The following is an 18,289-nucleotide window of genomic DNA, read 5'->3' on the forward strand; positions in this document are numbered from 1 at the left end:
AAATAGCTAGATCGTGTTAGATAGTATGTGTTGTCAGTCTTTAAGCGCTCTGTAATCTCTATCTACATGCGCTTCAGCACTCTTTGTTATCATCTGAGCTCTCTTATGTTTGGTTTTAGAAAGTCTGTTATGCAACTGCGATTTAGCAAAATGCAAGGGTTGGGCAATGATTTTGTGGTGGTGGATGGGGTGCGCCAACAGGTCAATTTATCGACAGACCAGCTGCAACAGCTGGGTGATCGCCGTTTTGGCATTGGGTTTGACCAATTGCTATTGGTTGAACCGCCACACGACCCAAACAACGATTTCCGCTATCGTATTTTCAATAACGATGGCAGCGAAGTTGAACAATGTGGCAATGGTGCCCGTTGCTTTGCCCGTTTTGTCTTTGAACAGGGTTTGACAGATAAAAAACAAATTCGGGTAGAAACCGCACGTGGGGTGATTGTGCCGGAGTTGTTGGACGGCGGTTTGGTGCGCGTTGATATGGGAAAACCACGCTTTGAACCTGCTGATATCCCTTTTATTGCCGAGCAAGATGCCGTGGAACATCTATTGGCCCTCGATCAAATCAATATCGCCGTTGGGGTGGTGTCGATGGGTAACCCTCATGCGGTGTTATGTGTGAATGAAGTGGACTCCGCACCCGTGGCAGAATGGGGGCCACATATTGAACATCATCCGCGTTTTCCTCAGCGCGTTAACGCAGGCTTCATGCAAGTCGTTGATCGTAGCCATATTCGCTTGCGTGTGTTTGAGCGCGGTGCAGGGGAAACGCTGGCTTGTGGGACGGGCGCCTGTGCTGCTGTGGTCAGTGGGATTCGCCGTGGCTTGCTTGATGCCAGTGTCGAAGTCACCACACGCGGTGGTGTTTTACGGATTGAATGGGCTGGCAATGGCCATTCAGTATGGATGACTGGGCCTGCGGTAACGGTATTCCAAGGCGAGGTCACACTGTGAAAGGGGACGATATTATGGCGATGAATGCAGCAGATATTGCTGCGTGGTTGGCTTCACATCCCGAGTTTTTTCATGACTATGCCGAGATGTTGGCAGAAATTCAGGTGCCACATCCGCATGCTGCCCATAGCGTGCCGTTGATTGAACGTCAGTTGTTGCTGTTGCGTGATAAAAATCGTCAGTTGGCTTCGCATATGCGTGAGCTACTGCGTTATGGTGAACAAAACGATGTGATTGTTGACCGTGCCCATCGGATGGCGATTGATTTATTGCGCGCAACAACCCCAGAACGGGTGCTACAAGTCTCGTATAGCCATTTACGGTTAGACTTTGCTGTCCCGTGTGCTGATATTCGCTTGGTACATCCCAGAGCGCAGGGTTTGGGTGAAATTTATCTGGCCAATATCCCTGAACTCGAACGCTTGGGTGAGCGGCCTTATTGTGGGCCGTATGCCAGCGATGCGGTATTGCAGTGGTTCCCCGACGCCCATCGGATGCAATCCTTTGCGCGGGTGGCACTGCGGACGGTGCGTGGTGAAGTGTTTGGTATGTTGGCATTGGCCAGCGACGACCCGACCCGTTTTACCTCGGATATGAATACCGAGTTGTTGAGTCGTATCGCCGCTTTAATGGCAGCGGCGTTTGAACGCACGTTAGAACTGTAATTAGGCCAAGGGGCGCTGTAATGCAGCGCCTAAAGCGCGCAGTTGTTGCATCAATTCACTGAGCTGGCTTGGCGTTAACGCTTGGTCAGCATCACACCATGCCTCGCAGGGGTTAGGATGGACTTCAATCAGCAAACCATCGGCGCCTGCTGCTACTGCAGCACACGATAAAGCGGGTACCATCCACGCTTTACCTCCGGCATGGCTGGGGTCAACAATCACCGGCAAATGGGTTTCACGTTTCAGCACCGGAATGGCAGTCACGTCTAACACGTTGCGATAGGCCGTTTCAAAGGTGCGGATACCGCGCTCACAGAAAATAATATTGTGATTTCCCCCCGCCGCAATATATTCGGCGGCCATTAGCCATTCACTGATGGTGCCGGATAAACCGCGTTTTAAAATCACAGGTTTGTTGACCCGTCCGACTTCTTTCAGCAAATCAAAGTTTTGCATGTTGCGGGCACCAATTTGGATTACATCCACATCGTATTCCAAGAAGGTGTCTAACATCCGCACATCCATCAGTTCGGTCACGATGGGTAATTGACGACTGCGGGCAGAATGTAAAAAGTATTCTAAACCCGTGATGCCCAAACCTTGGAAGGCGTAGGGACTGGTACGGGGTTTGAATGCCCCACCGCGCATCATGCGACAACCGGCAGCCACCACCGCTTCTGCTGCGGCATCCATCTGTTCTTGTGTTTCGACCGAGCAAGGGCCGGCAATCACTTGCACTGGCAGACCACCGCCTAATTTAATCCCACGAATATCAATCACAGTATCGTTGCTATGACCTTCTCGCGATACAAAGCGGTAAGGCTTCACCACATGCATGGCCTTTTCGACACCCGCCAATCGCTCAAATACTTCGCTGCTCAGTTGACGTTCATCACCGACAGCGCCAATTAAAGTGCGCTCGGTGCCGCGTGAAACATGCGCGGTTAAACCCGCCCGTTCAATACGCTCGACCACCGCCTGAATCTCGGCTTCTTGCGCTTGGCTTTGCATGATGATAATCATCGACACGACTTCCTAAAAAAAGTCCCCCTCTCCTGCGGTGGTAATCACCCAACTGTGAGTACGGAGAGGGGGATCAGGGTAGGGATTACGATAAAAGTTTGACCAAAGCGTGTACCGCCTGTTGTGCAGCGGTAAAGACCTGTGCTGGGGTGGCATCGCCATACATATACGCCGGTGCAGTGATAATGGCGTTGTTGTGATCGACACACGCTTGATCGACTGCAGTTACAACATGAGGAATACCCCAGCTGGCAGCTGCTTTCACCATATCAGGGTATTCACAGTCCCCCAAAGTCAGTTGCACATTGCTCAATCCCACATCACGCGCCGCGATAGCCACAGCGAGGGGCGCTGCACACAGTGCGACCACCGGCTTTTTGCTTTGTAGCGCTTGACGTAACACTTGACCAATATCGTCAGCCAGTTGTGCTTTGTCACCTGCGGTTAAAAAATCGGTGAAGTTTTTCACGGCACCAAAACCACCCGGCATCACGATTGCAGCGTAGTTTGCTACGTCGAGCTCGTCTAAGGCATGAATTTTACCGCGTGCAATCCGTGCCGATTCGGTCAGGATATTGCGGCTTTCCTCTGCCACTTGCCCTTGTGCATGATTGATGACGTGCATTTGTGGGCGATTGGGGGCAAAAAAGGCAACGTCCAATCCCGCTTGTGAAAGCGCTACGATTAGGCTGACCGCCTCGGTCAGTTCAGAACCATCATAAACACCAGAACCAGATAACATTACAGCAACGGGTAGGGCGGAAGACGTCATGAATAACCTCCAGTAACAAGCAATGCTCCCATTTAGGGAGCAGGACGGGAATTAGCCAGCGTAGTGTTGCAAAGCCTCACGCAAGACTGTGATAAAGCGGGCGTTTTCTTCAGCTAGACCAATGCTCACACGCAGGCTGTTTGGCATCCGGTAGCCAGCCAACGGCCGCACAATGACCCCATGATGCAGTAAATAATCATTGATTTGTGCTGCATGATCGCAGTGGAAGGTGACAAAATTCGCACGAGAGGGAATAAAGCTGAGTCCCATCTCGGTTAACGCAGCGGTAATCTGCTGCATTCCCTCATCATTGACACGGCGGCTTTCTTGTAAAAAAGCCTCATCTTGCAAGGCAGCGACAGCCGCAGCTTGGGCCAGCGAATTGACATTAAATGGTTGTCGCACTCGATTTACCAAATCTGCGACTTCGCTATTGCTAATTGCGAAACCGACACGTAAACCGGCTAGGCCATAGGCTTTCGAGAAAGTGCGGCTGACAATCAGATTTTGAAACTCACGAGTCCACGCCACACTGTCGCCGCCTTCGCCCTCCGCCAGATACTCGGTGTAGGCTTCATCCAATACGACCAGCACTTCCTTCGGAACACTGGCGATAAACTGATGCAGCTCATCGGCAGGTAAAAGGGTGCCAGTGGGGTTATTTGGATTGGCGATAAAGATAATTTTTGTTTTTTCAGTGATCGCCGCCCGCATCGCCGCTAAATCATGTCCCCATGCCTGAGCTGCCACTTCTACCCCTGTTGCCCCAGTCACTTGTGTCACCAGCGGATACACGGCAAAGGCAAACTCCGAATAGATGGCCTCATCGCCCGGGCCCAAAAAGGTTCGTGCCACCAGCTCTAACACATCATTTGAACCATTGCCGAGAATAATTTGCTGTGGTGCCACTTTAAAACGCGAGGCAAGGGCGTGTTTTAGCGCAAAGCCATTCCCATCGGGATAACGTGCCAAATCGGCGACAGCGGCCTGTAGTGCGGCCTGTGCTTGTGACCCCATACCAAGCGGGTTTTCATTCGAGGCCAATTTCACAATCGAGGCCTCGTCTAAATCCATCTCGCGTGCTAATTCGCTGATGGGCTTTCCGGGTTGATAGGGGGCGATCGCACGGATCGACTCGGGGGCAAGGGTTGCGTACAGCATGAACACTCCAAAATCAACGTAAAATTAGGCTCCAGCGCGGTCTAACCATTTTGGGACAGTGACGGCCTGATAGCCGCTTAAGCGTTGAATCAGGTCTTCTGGTTCACGGGCATGGACAATCAAAGACAAATGGTCGTTGCGGATAAAACCTTGGGCAGCGGAGTGGCGTAAAAACGCCACCATCGGCAAGTAAAAATCTGCCACATCCAACAGACCAACCGGTTTGTTGTGCATACCAAGTTGGGCCCAAGTTAGAACCTCAAAAAACTCTTCGAATGTGCCAAAACCACCCGGCAAGGCAACAAAACCATCGGCCAACTCGGCCATCTTGGCTTTGCGGCTGTGCATGGAATCGACCACATGCAGTTCAGTCAGTCCGACGTGGCCAATTTCTTTTTGCATCAGAAATTCGGGAATGACTCCCACCACTTCGCCACCGGCTGCCATCACCGCATCAGCCACCACACCCATTAAGCCAACACGGCCACCACCATAAATCAGGCGTATGCCACGACCCGCTAATTCCAACCCCAACAAGCGGGCAGCCACTTCATACTCTGGGCGATTACCGAACTGAGAGCCACAAAATACGCACAGATTTTTCACGATGTTCTGTTCCTTAAATCACCGCCACGGGATATGAACCAATCACTTTCACAAAAGCCGCCCGTTGGCGCAAAGCATCCAATGCTTCTTGCATTTTTTGGTCGGCTTGGTGACCTTCTAAATCCATAAAGAATACATATTCCCACAATCCGGTGCGAGAGGGGCGAGATTCGAGTTTGGTCATGCTGACACCGGCATCGGCCAAGGGAGCTAACAAGCTGTGTACCGCCCCCGGACGGTTTTGAGCAGAGCACACCAACGTGGTTTTATCACGGCCTGATGGCGTAGCATCCTGATGCCCCAATACCAAAAAGCGCGTGGTGTTATTAGGTTCATCTTCGATATTTTCATGCAACCGCACCAAACCATAGCGTTCTGCTGCTGCCGTGCCAGCAATCGCAGCAACGGTTTCATCCTCGCTGGCTAAGCGTGCTGCTTCGGCATTACTTGCCACCGACACGCGCTCAACATCAGGCAAGAAACGGTTTAGCCACTCGTGGCATTGAGCCAGCGATTGCGCGTGAGAATAGACCTTACGCGGGAGTGGGGCGTCTGGGTTTTTACGCAATAAATGATGATGAATGCGCAACACCACTTCGCCACAGATTTTTAGCGGCGTGCTGACTAGCAAATCCAAGGTGCGTCCGACTGCGCCCTCGGTGGAGTTTTCCACCGGCGCAACCACATAGTCACAGTTGCGCGCCTCAACCACCCGAAATGCCTCATCAATCGAAACACAAGCCACTGTATTGGCCGCATGGCCAAAGTGTTTCACCGCCGCCGCTTGGCTAAATGTTCCTTCTGGGCCTAAGAAAGCAATCGACAGCGGTTTTTCTAATGACAAGCACGCCGACATGATTTCACGGAACAGAATCGCCACCGATTCATCTGGTAGCGGGCCTTGGTTCAAGTCTTTAATGCGGCGTAATACCTGAGCCTCACGTTCAGGGCGATAAATCACCCCACCGCCTTTGATCTCACCAATGGCACGCGCATGGCCAGCACGTTGATTGAGTAAAGACAAAATTTCCGCATCAATGCTGTCGATGGCATGGCGATGGGTACTTAAGGCTTGGTCGTCGTGGTTGGGGGCATGAGGGGCAGCAGACATAATCTTTCCTTCGGGCATTAACGCGGATGACGGCTAGCGAAGTCGTGCATAAAGTTGACGAGCGCTTTGACACCATCAATTGGCATCGCATTGTAAATCGATGCCCGTAAGCCACCCACCGAGCGGTGCCCCTTAAGTTGTACTAAGCCGCGATCTGCTGCTTGTTCAAGGAACAAGGCATCCAAGGCCGAATCATGAATGCGGAACGGCACATTCATTTTTGACCGGAATGGCGCTTCAACAGGGCAGCTATAGAAACCGGCGCTGTCTTCAATCGCTTGATATAACAGATGGGCTTTTTCTTCATTGCGTGCGGCAATGCCCTTGATACCACCTTGGGCCAACAACCATTTGAACACCAAACCAGCGATATAAATCGAGAATGTCGGTGGGGTGTTATACATCGATTCAGCGTCAGCATGAACGCGATAATCGAACATGGTTGGCGTTGCTGGCGACACTTCGCCCAATAAATCTTCACGCACAATCACCACAGTCAACCCTGCGGGGCCAATGTTTTTCTGGGCACCGGCAAAAATCAAACCGTAGCGGCTGATATCGATTGGACGTGATAAAAAGTCGGAGGACATATCACACACCACTGGCACATCAGCAGTGGGTTCGAAGGGGAATTGCACACCACCGATTGTCTCGTTCGAGACATAATGCAAATACGCGGCATCGGGTGAACAACGCCACTGTGCTTGTTCTGGCACATAGCTAAAGGCGCGGTCTTCGCTACTGGCAACAATATTGACATTCGCAAAGTGCTTGGCTTCTTTTGCTGCCATTTTTGACCAATGACCGGTCAACACGATGTCAATGGATTGTTTTCCACGCAACAAATTCATTGGCACCATCGCAAATTGGCTGGTGGCACCGCCTTGGAGAAACAACACTTTATAGTTTTTTGGAATATCCAATAGCGTGCGCAAATCGGCTTCAGCTTGATGGATGATTTCCATAAATTCGCGCCCACGATGGCTCATTTCCATCACTGACATGCCAGAACCATGCCAATCAGCGAGTTCACGTTGTGCGTCTAACAACACTTCATACGGCAGGACCGCAGGCCCTGCAGAAAAGTTATACACCTTACTCATCAGTTGAGAATCTCCGAGGGCCGCCGCAGCGGCAGGTTAAGCCAATAAGAAATGGGCACGTGCGACAGCGACTGGCTGGCGCGCATCTTCTTGCCACGCTTCAATCAACATGTGTGCTACACGCTTGCCTTGCTTGGTGAGAGAACACCGTGCGAACAGCGGTTGGGGCCGACCACTTTTTAAATAATCCAAAGAAAAATCGATCACCTTTGGCGGTTCGAGCGATTCCCGAATCCACATCAGATGAATTAAGGCCGCATTTTCCAAAAAACCACCAATGACCCCACCGTGCAATGCTGGGAGGATGGGATTGCCGACATTACGCTCGGCAAAAGGCAAGGTAAACAGCAGATTTCCTTCGCCATCTTCAGACATTTCAACCCCTAGCAAGCGGGCGTAAGGAATACTGTCAATAATCCCGTGATAGTCTTTGGCATCACGCAAGGCTAAAAAACGGGTCATGTAATCGCTGGTCATGCCTGTCCTCCGCCTAAAACTGCCCGACTTGAAGCCCGCATAAAGGTTGCTAGACCGTGTGCAATCGGATTATTCATGTCCTGTTGGTAACACACCGCACGAGTAAAGGCGATTTGTCGTCCCAACTTATAACATTCCGCCCGACAGAACACGGTTTGCTGTGGCTGTGCGGGCTTGAGATAGTCAATACGCAGGTCGAGCGTGGCCATCGCTTCCGCTTCTTCCAAGCCAGTGAATGCCGACAACGCGCTACAGGTATCGACCAAGCTGGTAATCACGCCACCGTGTAATACACCCGTGGCAGGGTTACCGACTAATTCCTCCCGCCAATCCACCGCTAAAATGACCCAATTCTCTGCGCTATCTACAAAACGCAGACCCAGCGTGGCGCAATGCGGCAAGCTGACGAACCATTGTTGCATGCGGTCAATCAACGGTGTCATGAACCACCTCGCTGTTTTCGCCCTCAGCTTCTGCCTCACCAAGCGTGGTATCGTCCTCGTCACGTTCGGCGATTTTTTCCAAACTGACTAATTTTTCGCCTTCGTCCAAGTTAATCAACCGCACGCCTTGGGCGGCACGGCCGGTTTCCCGAATTTCTGCGACACGGGTGCGAATCAACACACCACCATCGGTCATCAGCATCAGCTCATCGGTTTCCTCAACCAAAGCGGCGGCGACTAAGGCGCCGTTGCGTTCGCCGGTGTCAATGGCAATCACGCCTTGTGTGCCACGACGACTCTTACGATATTCGCTGATCGGTGTGCGTTTACCATAGCCTTTGGCAGTGGCAGTCAGCACTTGGGCAAAGTCGGCAGCATTGGCAGGTGCGCTCAGCATGGCAATCACAAAATTGCCTTCTGGCAATTCCATCCCTTTGACACCCCGCGCACTGCGACCCATAGCACGCACTTCTTGCTCATCAAACCGCACTGCTTTGCCAGCATCAGAGAACAACATCACTTCATGGCTGCCATCGGTCATCGATGCGCCAATCAGATAATCACCCTCATCCAAACCAAGGGCGATAATGCCGCTGCTGCGTGGACGGGAGAAGTCGGATAAGGCGCTTTTCTTCACAATACCGGCGCGGGTGGTCATAAAGACAAAACGGTCATCGCTAAATTCACGCACTGGCAAAATGGCATTCAGTTTTTCACCTTCTGCCAGTGGGAGTAAGTTGATGATTGGCTTACCGCGTGAATTGCGGCTGCCCTGTGGCAATTCATAGACTTTGATCCAATACACCCGACCAAAACTCGAGAAGCACAATAGATAGTCGTGGCTATTGGCAACAAAAAGATTATCAATGAAATCTTCTTCTTTGGTTGCCATTGCCTGTTTACCGCGTCCGCCTCGGCGTTGGGCTTGGTAATCCCCAATCGGCTGCGCTTTCATATAACCGCTATGCGACAGGGTGACGACCATATCTTGGCGTGGGATTAAATCTTCGATGTGAATATCCGCGCCATATTTTTCGATTTCCGAGCGACGCGCATCACCAAACTGGGTTTTAATTTGGTTCAACTCTTGTGCGATGATTTCATTCACTCGCTCGGATTTCGCCAAAATATCAAGCAGGTCGATGATGGTATCCATCACTTCACGGTATTCGCCGATAATTTTGTCTTGTTCCAGACCAGTCAAACGCTGCAAGCGCAACTCTAAAATGGCTTGAGTCTGAGCTTCGGACAGGCGATAACCGGCGGCAGAAAGACCGTATTCTGGTAATAAACCTTCTGGGCGGGCTTGTTGTGCATCGACTTTGCTCAACATCTCGCTGACCAAAGCAGACGGCCACGTCCGCGCCATCAATTCACTCTTGGCTTGTGCCGGATTCGGTGCACTTTTCACCAAAGTAATCACTTGATCGACATGCGACAGTGCAACCGCCAGACCTTCTAGAATATGGCCACGCTCACGCGCCTTACGCAGTTCAAACACAGTGCGACGGGTCACAACTTCGCGGCGATGGCGCAGGAAGGCTTCGAGGATTTGTTTTAAGTTAAGTAAACGCGGCTGACCATCAACCAAGGCCACCATGTTCATGCCAAAACTGTCTTGCAGCTGGGTGTGTTTGTATAAATGGTTCAGTACAACATCAGGGGTTTCATTGCGCTTGAGTTCAATTACCACGCGCATACCCGACTTATCCGATTCATCCCGCAAATCGGAAATGCCTTCCACCACTTTCTCACGCACCAACTCCCCAATTTTGATTAACAAATTGGCTTTGTTGACTTGATAAGGCAGCTCATCGATGATGATGGCTTGGCGATCTTTGCCAAATTCCTCGACGTGGGTACGCGCACGAATCACCACCCGTCCACGGCCGGTACGATAGCCTTCACGCACCCCAGCGGTGCCGTAAATAATACCGGCAGTCGGAAAATCGGGGGCAGGGATAAAATCAATCAGCTCATCAATGGTTAAGTCAGGCTTATCGAGTAAGGCCAACAGTGCATTGACCACTTCATTGAGGTTGTGCGGTGGGATATTGGTTGCCATCCCCACGGCAATCCCCGAGCTACCATTGATCAATAAATTCGGGATTTTGGCAGGTAAAACCAGCGGTTCATGTTCAGAACCATCGTAGTTTGGCCCAAAATCAACGGTTTCTTTTTCAATATCGGCGAGTAATTCATGGGCAATGCGTGCCATACGAATTTCGGTATAACGCATCGCAGCAGCATTATCACCATCCACCGAACCAAAGTTACCTTGGCCATCAATCAGGGGATAGCGTAGCGAGAAGTCCTGTGCCATTCGCACAATAGTGTCGTATACCGCCGTGTCGCCATGTGGGTGGTATTTACCAATCACATCACCCACGATACGGGCAGATTTCTTATAAGCACGATTCCAGTCGTTATGAAGTTCGTGCATCGCGAATAACACGCGGCGGTGAACAGGCTTGAGGCCATCACGCACGTCGGGGAGCGCGCGCCCTACGATTACGCTCATGGCGTAATCCAGATAGGAACGACGCATCTCCTCTTCGAGACTGATGGAAATGGTTTCCTTGGCGAATAATTGGTCTGTCATGAGGTCAGCGCACACACTTTGCGGTACGAAAAATGACCCAGATTCTAACACGGACAGCGTCCTAAACACAGGCGGCAATAAAATGAAATTAGATGCAAACTATGTGCCTTGCTGTGGCCATAGCCAAGGCAGTCTGAGCTTGCTAGATGCCTTGCTTGGGTAAAACCGATACAATCCGCCCGTTTTCGACTGTTGCTCACGCTTGGGAGACTGTATCTTGCATCCTGCTGCCCTTTCTTTACCATCTTGGATGGCCGCGCAACAACATCAGGTAGAACAGGCTCTATTGCGTGTTTTGCCTTCTGAACAAAAACATCCACAGCGTTTTCATGCCGCAATGCGTTATGCGGTGTTAAATGGCGGAAAACGGGTACGGCCCTTGCTTGTCTATGCTGCGGGTGAGCTCAGTCATGCCTCTGCCGAAGTGTTAGACGTTGCAGCTTGTGCGGTTGAGCTGATTCACAGCTATTCGTTGGTGCACGATGATTTACCGTGTATGGATAACGATGTCTTGCGACGCGGTAAACCGACTTGTCACGTTGCCTTTGATGAAGCCACCGCGCTGTTGGCGGGTGATGCTTTGCAAACATTGGCTTTTGAAATCCTATGCCAACCCTTACCCAGCCTAACAGCGAATACACAACTGTTATTATTGAAAGAGTTAAGCCATGCCAGTGGTGCTGGTGGGATGGCGGGTGGACAAGCGATTGACTTGGCCGCCGTGGGCAAACAGCTTAATCAAGCTGAATTGGAACAGATGCACTGCTTGAAAACGGGGGCATTGATCCGAGCTGCTATCTTATTAGGGGCGCATGCCGGACAGGTAGAGGCCGAACAGATCGCAGCGTTGGAACGTTTTGCTGGCCGGATGGGTCTGGCCTTCCAAGTGGTAGATGATATTTTAGATTGTGAAGCGGATAGCCAAACCCTAGGCAAAACCGCCGGCAAAGATGCCGCCCAAGACAAACCTACCTACGTCAGTATCATGGGTTTAGCCGCTGCCAAGGCATTTGCAGCGGACTTGCATCAAGATGCCCGCGCTGCCTTAACCCCATTTGGTGATGATGCCAAGCGCCTGTTGCAACTAGCGGACTACATCATTACCCGTTCTTTTTAATGGATGAATGCTTGCCATCATGAGCTTACTTGACCGTATCGACTCCCCTGCGGATTTGCGTGCCCTCGACCGTAAGGACCTTCCTGTGTTGGCGCGTGAGTTGCGAGAATTTCTTGTGGAATCGGTCAGCAAGACCGGTGGACACTTTGCCTCGAATTTAGGCGCCATCGAATTAACCATTGCCCTGCATTACGTATTTAACACCCCAGATGATCGTTTGGTGTGGGATGTGGGACATCAGACCTATCCGCATAAAATTCTGACTGGCCGCCGCCATCTCATGCACACCCTACGGCAAAAAGGTGGGATTGCTGGCTTTCCAAAACGCTGTGAATCACCGTATGACACTTTTGGTGTCGGTCATTCTTCCACTTCGATTTCAGCCGCCCTCGGTATGGCCGTCGCTGCCAAACAAGCCAGACTCGACCGTCGCGTGGTGGCGATTATTGGCGATGGTGCGATGACCGCCGGCCAAGCGTTTGAAGCATTGAATAACGCTGGCACGATGGATGCCAATTTATTGGTGATTTTGAACGACAATGATATGTCAATCTCGCCTAATGTCGGGGCATTGAACCATTACCTCACTAAGCTGATGAGTGGTCGTTTTTATGCCAAGATGAAAAAAGGCTCGAAAAACGTGCTCGGCATTGCTCCGCCGTTGCAGAAATTAGCTGCGCGGGCAGAAGAACACGTCAAGGGCATGATCACACCATCAACGTTGTTTGAAGAATTTGGTTTTAATTATCTTGGCCCGATTGATGGCCATGATTTGCCAACCTTAATCGACACCCTCTCGAATATCCGCCAGCTCTCTGGCCCGCAGTTTTTGCATGTGGTGACCCGTAAAGGACAAGGTTATAAGCTGGCCGAAAACGATCCTGTGTTGTATCACGGCGTATCAAAATTCAGTCCTGCCAGTGGTTTAGCAACGGCAAAAGGAACGAGTAAACCAAGCTACACCCAGATTTTCGGGGATTGGTTATGTGATATGGCCAAAATCGATCATCGCTTGGTGGGGATTACCCCAGCGATGCGCGAGGGCTCGGGTTTAGTGCGTTTTGAAAAAGAACATCCTGACCGCTATTTCGATGTCGGTATTGCCGAGCAACACTCGGTGACCTTTGCCGCAGGGATGGCCTGTGATGGTCTGAAACCGGTGGTGGCGATTTACTCTACCTTCTTGCAACGTGCTTACGATCAACTGATTCATGATGTGGCAATTCAAAATTTGCCGGTGTTGTTTGCGATTGATCGTGCTGGTTTAGTTGGTGCCGATGGCCCAACCCATGCTGGCGCGTTTGATTTATCGTATTTACGGTGCATTCCCAATATGGTGGTGATGGCACCTTCGGATGAGAATGAATGTCGTCAGATGCTCTACACTGGCTTTTTGCACGATGGGCCAGTGGCTGTGCGTTATCCGCGTGGTAGTGGCAGCGGTGTAGTGCCCGATAGCAATATGACTGCCTTCCCCATCGGGAAAGCGCGGGTGTTACGGCAAGGACAAGGTGAAATTGCCATTTTAGCGTTTGGTAGTATGGTGCATCCTGCGTGGCAAGCGGCTGAGGCCTGTGATGCAACGCTGGTAGATATGCGTTTTGTGAAACCGTTGGATGTGGCGTTGTTGACCTCATTGGCACAGCAGCATCGTTATTTTGTGACGATTGAGGAAAATGCGGTGGCGGGTGGTGCTGGCGCTGGCTGTGCTGAAGCTTTGACCGCCTGTTCTCATCGTCCAGCTTTCTTACATCTTGGTTTACCTGATGAGTTTGTTGAACACGGCGATCCAGCGGTGTTGCTGGCGGACTGTGGTTTAGATGCCGAGGGTATTCTCGCCTCGGTGAAAACGTGGTTATCGACCTGCGAGAATGTATGACGATCTGGGCGAACATGGTGTTCGTCTTCAGACCACTGACAAACCCCCGATTGTTTTGGGGGTTTTGTTTTTTTGATGAGAAGTCGTAGAACACTCAGAACAAGCCTCATGGCGGTTTGAACTGCGCGATCAACATATTCCTGATGTTGTCCTCACCAAAGCACAGCAAATTGATATTCTGGAATTAGACAAAGCCGACCGCCTCCAACTTGCGCCCACTGCGTTAAAGAACTGGGTCTTGAACACTGGCAGGAGCAATACATCATGGCACAGCTGACACACACCCCGGTAATGACTGTCTTGCAATCCCTAGAGCAAATGAGCCAGACCAAGGAAGAACGGTTGCGGGCATTGGCACGTGAACGGGCGGTGTGGGATTACAACACCGACATCATCACTGTACGGGAAGAAGGCAGAGAAGAAGGTATGCAAACCCTTCTCCGAACATTGATTGAGGCACGGTTTGGTCAGCCGTTGCCAGATTGGGTGTTGTCGCGGTTACGGGCAGCGACGCCGGAGCAGTTGCAGCAGTGGGGAGTGTCGTTAACGCAGGCGCAGCGGTTAGAGGATATTTTCGAGGGTTGATCAGCGCCGTTGCCGTATGCAGGGGCAGGCTTCTGTGCCTGCCCTGATATTTGTGCCGGTTTGTGTTACATACGGCGGTGTTTTGCTATTTTTTGTCGATGTTGTGGGCACAAAAACGGTGCCCACACTACTGGGCTTTGGGCTCGTCGATAGTTGGTTGGTGGATGCGCTACGCTTATCCACCTTACTCTGTTGCACAGGAAATCACGCAACAAGTCTAAACAAGCCCTCGTTTTGTTGAACCATGCCCAGTTCTTCTAAAGCATCAATCACAGATTGAACCGCATTTTTGGGAGAGCGTTTGAAGTGGTTGGCAATGTCTTCAATCGACAGAGTTTGTGCTTGTAAGATCGAGCGAACCGCCGCCACTTGTTCACGCATACTTTTTGGCCAAGGTTGTTTGGTTATTTTGTCGGTGGGCGTTTTTTCGGTTTCTTCTATTTCGATTTCTGTTTGCTGTACGGGTTTTGTCGCAGTTGGGTTTTGGTATTCTGGCCGCAACCAACGAATATAACCTCGGGCTTCTTCAGCGGCGCGTTCTGCGTTGAGGGCAACGAGTCTTGACAGCAATTCTTCTTCGGCCTCTGCTTGGGTTTCAGGTTTGTCAGAAAGCGGTGTTGTTGCGCCGGGTAAACCCACGAGCTTGTCGGCAAGGTCGTCCCAGCCATAGGCGGCAAATACGGCACGGTCGAGTTGGTCGTGTAGTTCGCGCAGGATAGACACTAATCCTTGTTGATGTATCAGTTTTTCTTTGTCATTGAGTTTTTCACCACTTCGCAGTTTTTCGAGTACGTTATACATGCCTGTTAGGGTTAAGCCGCTATGTTCGGCTTGTTGGCGTTTGCGGTGGGCATCGAGTTGTTCGGCCAGTGCGCGGATGTGGGTTTGCTGGTCGGGGGTGGCGTCGGGGAAAGGGAAGGTTTCAAAGCAGACTGTTTTGTTGTAGCACGGCCGATCCTCTAGGGTGCCACCGGCGGCCAGAGCCCAAATAATATGAACTCTACTGCTTAATACTCCTAGGGCATGAGCATCATCAATAGCAATATTTACTAATTTGTTATCAGGAAGAATTTTAGTATCAATAAATTGAAAAACTCGATGTTTCATTGTCTCAACTGTTGCAACAAACCTAAAAACAGAGGCAATCATTTTACGAAGATCATCACGTGAACGACGATGTAGCCACCATTGGCGTTGTAGGCGTGGATCTCTGTTGTGCTCTCTTTCAGGTTTGACCCGTTCAAGTAACCATTGATAGATAGCAGGGTACTGTGTCCGCACCTCATCTTCACCTAATCCAAATAGGTCTATGACCATGACTCCACGGGGCTGATCTGTTAAGTCTTTTCCATTTCGATAATCTTTTATGTGTCTAGAAACTGAAGGTATTACATCTAAACCAAGAGTCATTGCCTCGCTATGAGAAACAATGAAACCTGCATTTCCCAATTCAAAACCGCGTTGGCTAATTCCTAAATTTGCTTGTAGTGAACGAGATGCCACTACATTTGCCCCAATTTTTAAGTCTGCAAACAACATTCCTTGATGAGATTGGAAATTCACATAAATTTCATCAGTGTCAGAATTTTGTTCATCGAGCACTTTCAATAACAGTCCTTCAAGTTTTCCTGCTGCCCCTACAGTCATTGCAATCCGTACTTTCGCCCCATCTGCAGAATCCACCCATGGATGGTCAGGAATCGCAAAAACCAGCGACAGCGGGCTTTTAGCCTCTAATTGAGCTTGAATCACTCTGCGGTTGAAAGTTTGCCGAATGCTATTTGTCGTAATAAAACCAAATTGTTGTACGTGACCTGCCCGTACACTTTCCGCCGCGATATGCCACCAATACATCACAAAATCCGCCGACTCAGGTACCTCTGTCCACGTACCGCGCACCGCATTCACATAACCATCACCCAACGCCCGACGCATCGTCGATGCCCCGATAAACGGCGGATTCCCTACGATATAGTCAGCTTGTGGCCATACCGCTTTGCGCGGTGCAAGATAACGATATTGTTCAACTTGACATGATTCATCAGGGATTTTTTCCCCTGTAATCGGGCTGATCTTATAACTGACCCCATCCCAGCGCGTTACAGGCTTGCCATCGGCATCAACAACCAACTCCATCGCTTCGTAATCTATCAACGCGTCGCGATTCTCAATATTATGAAAATCACGCAAAACCGGCTCCGGTGGGTTGACATGCCCATGTGTACGGAAATGCCATTGCAAATAACCAATCCACAACACCATCTCAGCAATACGCGAAGCCCGAGGATTGATCTCCAAACCCAAAAACTGATGAGGATCAACAGTAATCCCCTGCAACTCAAGCAAGCCTTGTGTCTCACCAAGATCATGCAACAAGTTCAGTACCTCACCCTCTAACCGCTTCATGTGATCGAGCGTGACATACAAAAAATTGCCACTGCCACACGCAGGATCAAGCACTTTTATCTCGCACAGATGACGATGAAACGCTCGAACCTCGGCAACCGCTTCTTTATGTTTTCCTTGCTGTTCATAAGTCAATGCTGCCGCTTGCACCTCGCGCCATTCATTACGCAATGGTTCGATAATCGTTGGCAAAACCAACCGCTCTACATACGCACGCGGTGTATAGTGCGCCCCCAATTTGTGACGCTCACGGGGATTTAATGCACGTTCGAGCAAAGTACCAAAAATGGCCGGTTCAACATCACTCCAATTTGCTTCCGATGCCAAGATCAACAGCTCAAGCTGATCCCGATTTAATGCAATTGCATGAGGGTGGGCAAATAAGCCACCGTTAAAACGCAATAAGGTATCTTCTAAAATTGCAGAGAAACCGCCGGTATTCATGGTTTGCCATAGGTTTTCAACCATTGGGGCAAATTTTTCTGGCTTAGTGCGCAAACGATATAACAATTCGGTAAACGAACGTTCTGGTAATAACCCCACATCTTCAGAAAACATCGTGAACAAGGCGCGCATCAAAAAATCGGCAACTTCCTGTGGTGCATGGCCTTCGGTTTCTAATGATTTGGCAAGCAGGGCTAATTGATTGGCGATGTCGCGAGTGACGCGCGCAGAACGACGAGAAGGGTCGAGGCTGAGAGGATCGAGCCATACCGCAGCTAGACGCTGACGAATGTTGTCATCTCGCAGATCTTCAAGGCGGATACGATGGTTGGCAGGATCGGGGAAAGGGGTATAGGTTGCCCCCGAGCGGCTAAATTCAGAATACAGCTCAATATTTCGACCAACATCCACCACAATAATAAACGGAGGCCGCCCTTCGTCCACTGGCAGAGCACGAGCGTATTGATCGGCCTGATTATGAGCGCGCAGCATGGCCTTATCCCAGCCACTGCTGTCTAATGTCTTGCCTGTTTGCTTCGCTTCTAGGACAAAACAACCGCGTTTGTATAAGTCGATAAAACCATTATTTCGTGAACCATCGGGCTGGGCAATGACAACCCGTCGCTCGAATACATAGGCATTGTCTTTAGTGTCGTTACCTGCGGGTTCAGGTAGGGGAAGTTGTAACAGCGCACATAGTTCTGTCAGAAATAGCTGGTAATTGGCTCGTTCTGTACCGCCCGCTTTTGACCAGCGGTGAAGAAAAGTTTCAATGGTGTTATCCGACACGGCGACAAAATCCCTAGCAAAAAGACCAATGTTAAAACAAAAGCATAAGTGATGTCATAACCGGTATGGTTGATCCGGCACGCGGTACATGCGCGGCTTTGCTAGTTTGTGTCGCTTCGGGTTCAACAAAGTGCTGTTGCAGGAGG

General features: G+C 50.5%; 15 protein-coding genes. 5 read left to right on the forward strand and 10 right to left on the reverse strand.

All coding sequences use genetic code 11. The annotated features are described in order from the left end of the window. Positions 1 to 129 precede the first annotated feature (129 nt). Positions 130 to 960: a diaminopimelate epimerase gene (gene dapF, locus ACYVJG_RS02460; protein WP_460429611.1), complete on the forward strand. Its 831-nt coding sequence runs from the start codon at positions 130 to 132 to the stop codon at positions 958 to 960. After that, the gene (locus tag ACYVJG_RS02465; RefSeq protein ID WP_460429612.1) at positions 957 to 1,625 is read left to right on the forward strand and encodes a DUF484 family protein; all 669 of its coding nucleotides are present in this window, start codon (positions 957 to 959) and stop codon (positions 1,623 to 1,625) included. Before dapF ends, ACYVJG_RS02465 begins: the two co-directional genes overlap by 4 nt. On the opposite strand, the gene aroF is transcribed toward ACYVJG_RS02465, so the two are convergent. From aroF to gyrA, 9 genes are all read right to left on the reverse strand, one after another. Next, positions 1,626 to 2,648 carry a 3-deoxy-7-phosphoheptulonate synthase gene (gene aroF, locus ACYVJG_RS02470; RefSeq protein WP_460429613.1) on the reverse strand — a complete coding sequence of 341 codons (1,023 nt, stop codon included), beginning with the start codon at positions 2,646 to 2,648 and terminating at the stop codon, positions 1,626 to 1,628. It abuts the gene before it with no gap. Between the two features lie 85 nt (positions 2,649 to 2,733). Then, entirely contained in the window at positions 2,734 to 3,420 is a 687-nt protein-coding gene (gene elbB / locus ACYVJG_RS02475; protein WP_460429614.1) for an isoprenoid biosynthesis glyoxalase ElbB, read from the reverse strand. Positions 3,421 to 3,471: 51 nt separating this feature from the next. After that, entirely contained in the window at positions 3,472 to 4,581 is a 1,110-nt protein-coding gene (gene hisC, locus ACYVJG_RS02480; protein ID WP_460429615.1) for a histidinol-phosphate transaminase, read from the reverse strand. 24 nt (positions 4,582 to 4,605) lie between these two features. Then, a complete protein-coding gene (locus ACYVJG_RS02485; RefSeq protein ID WP_460429616.1) occupies positions 4,606 to 5,187 on the reverse strand; it encodes an LOG family protein in 582 nt (193 codons plus the stop codon). A 13-nt stretch (positions 5,188 to 5,200) separates the two neighbouring features. Beyond that, a complete protein-coding gene (pheA, locus tag ACYVJG_RS02490; protein ID WP_460429617.1) occupies positions 5,201 to 6,298 on the reverse strand; it encodes a prephenate dehydratase in 1,098 nt (365 codons plus the stop codon). Positions 6,299 to 6,315: 17 nt separating this feature from the next. After that, positions 6,316 to 7,401, reverse strand: a complete 1,086-nt coding sequence (gene serC / locus ACYVJG_RS02495; protein WP_460429618.1) for a 3-phosphoserine/phosphohydroxythreonine transaminase — start codon at positions 7,399 to 7,401, stop codon at positions 6,316 to 6,318. 36 nt (positions 7,402 to 7,437) lie between these two features. Then, entirely contained in the window at positions 7,438 to 7,878 is a 441-nt protein-coding gene (locus ACYVJG_RS02500; protein WP_022654507.1) for a PaaI family thioesterase, read from the reverse strand. Further along, positions 7,875 to 8,321 (reverse strand): PaaI family thioesterase, encoded by a 447-nt coding sequence (locus ACYVJG_RS02505; RefSeq protein ID WP_022654506.1) that lies wholly within the window; start codon positions 8,319 to 8,321, stop codon positions 7,875 to 7,877. The genes ACYVJG_RS02500 and ACYVJG_RS02505 overlap by 4 nt, the downstream gene beginning before the upstream one ends. Continuing rightward, positions 8,305 to 10,923, reverse strand: coding sequence for a DNA gyrase subunit A (gene gyrA / locus ACYVJG_RS02510; protein WP_460429619.1), 2,619 nt, complete (start codon positions 10,921 to 10,923; stop codon positions 8,305 to 8,307). Before gyrA ends, ACYVJG_RS02505 begins: the two co-directional genes overlap by 17 nt. 250 nt (positions 10,924 to 11,173) lie before the next feature. Here gyrA and ACYVJG_RS02515 point away from each other — a divergent pair, with 250 nt between their 5' ends. The 3 genes from ACYVJG_RS02515 to ACYVJG_RS02525 all read left to right on the forward strand — a co-directional run bounded on the left by ACYVJG_RS02515 (position 11,174) and on the right by ACYVJG_RS02525 (position 14,504). Then, the gene (locus ACYVJG_RS02515) at positions 11,174 to 12,040 is read left to right on the forward strand and encodes a polyprenyl synthetase family protein (protein ID WP_460429870.1); all 867 of its coding nucleotides are present in this window, start codon (positions 11,174 to 11,176) and stop codon (positions 12,038 to 12,040) included. A 19-nt stretch (positions 12,041 to 12,059) separates the two neighbouring features. Next, entirely contained in the window at positions 12,060 to 13,919 is a 1,860-nt protein-coding gene (gene dxs / locus ACYVJG_RS02520) for a 1-deoxy-D-xylulose-5-phosphate synthase (RefSeq protein ID WP_460429620.1), read from the forward strand. 264 nt (positions 13,920 to 14,183) lie between these two features. Next, entirely contained in the window at positions 14,184 to 14,504 is a 321-nt protein-coding gene (locus ACYVJG_RS02525; RefSeq protein WP_460429621.1) for a hypothetical protein, read from the forward strand. A 204-nt stretch (positions 14,505 to 14,708) separates the two neighbouring features. Here ACYVJG_RS02525 and ACYVJG_RS02530 read toward each other — a convergent pair whose 3' ends face one another. Continuing rightward, positions 14,709 to 18,143 (reverse strand): class I SAM-dependent DNA methyltransferase, encoded by a 3,435-nt coding sequence (locus tag ACYVJG_RS02530; RefSeq protein WP_460429622.1) that lies wholly within the window; start codon positions 18,141 to 18,143, stop codon positions 14,709 to 14,711. Between the last annotated feature and the right edge of the window lie 146 nt (positions 18,144 to 18,289).

It is taken from the genome of Aquaspirillum soli (assembly GCF_054781915.1).

Excerpts from the sequence above, each read along its gene's own strand:
- dapF (WP_460429611.1), top strand. The coding sequence starts at position 130 with ATGCAACTGCGATTTAGCAAAATGCAAGGGTTGGGCAATGATTTTGTG.
- aroF (WP_460429613.1), bottom strand. The coding sequence starts at position 2,648 with ATGATTATCATCATGCAAAGCCAAGCGCAAGAAGCCGAGATTCAGGCG.
- elbB (WP_460429614.1), bottom strand. The coding sequence starts at position 3,420 with ATGACGTCTTCCGCCCTACCCGTTGCTGTAATGTTATCTGGTTCTGGT.
- hisC (WP_460429615.1), bottom strand. The coding sequence starts at position 4,581 with ATGCTGTACGCAACCCTTGCCCCCGAGTCGATCCGTGCGATCGCCCCC.
- pheA (WP_460429617.1), bottom strand. The coding sequence starts at position 6,298 with ATGTCTGCTGCCCCTCATGCCCCCAACCACGACGACCAAGCCTTAAGT.
- serC (WP_460429618.1), bottom strand. The coding sequence starts at position 7,401 with ATGAGTAAGGTGTATAACTTTTCTGCAGGGCCTGCGGTCCTGCCGTAT.
- ACYVJG_RS02500 (WP_022654507.1), bottom strand. The coding sequence starts at position 7,878 with ATGACCAGCGATTACATGACCCGTTTTTTAGCCTTGCGTGATGCCAAA.
- ACYVJG_RS02505 (WP_022654506.1), bottom strand. The coding sequence starts at position 8,321 with ATGACACCGTTGATTGACCGCATGCAACAATGGTTCGTCAGCTTGCCG.
- gyrA (WP_460429619.1), bottom strand. The coding sequence starts at position 10,923 with ATGACAGACCAATTATTCGCCAAGGAAACCATTTCCATCAGTCTCGAA.
- ACYVJG_RS02515 (WP_460429870.1), top strand. The coding sequence starts at position 11,174 with ATGGCCGCGCAACAACATCAGGTAGAACAGGCTCTATTGCGTGTTTTG.
- dxs (WP_460429620.1), top strand. The coding sequence starts at position 12,060 with ATGAGCTTACTTGACCGTATCGACTCCCCTGCGGATTTGCGTGCCCTC.
- ACYVJG_RS02525 (WP_460429621.1), top strand. The coding sequence starts at position 14,184 with ATGGCACAGCTGACACACACCCCGGTAATGACTGTCTTGCAATCCCTA.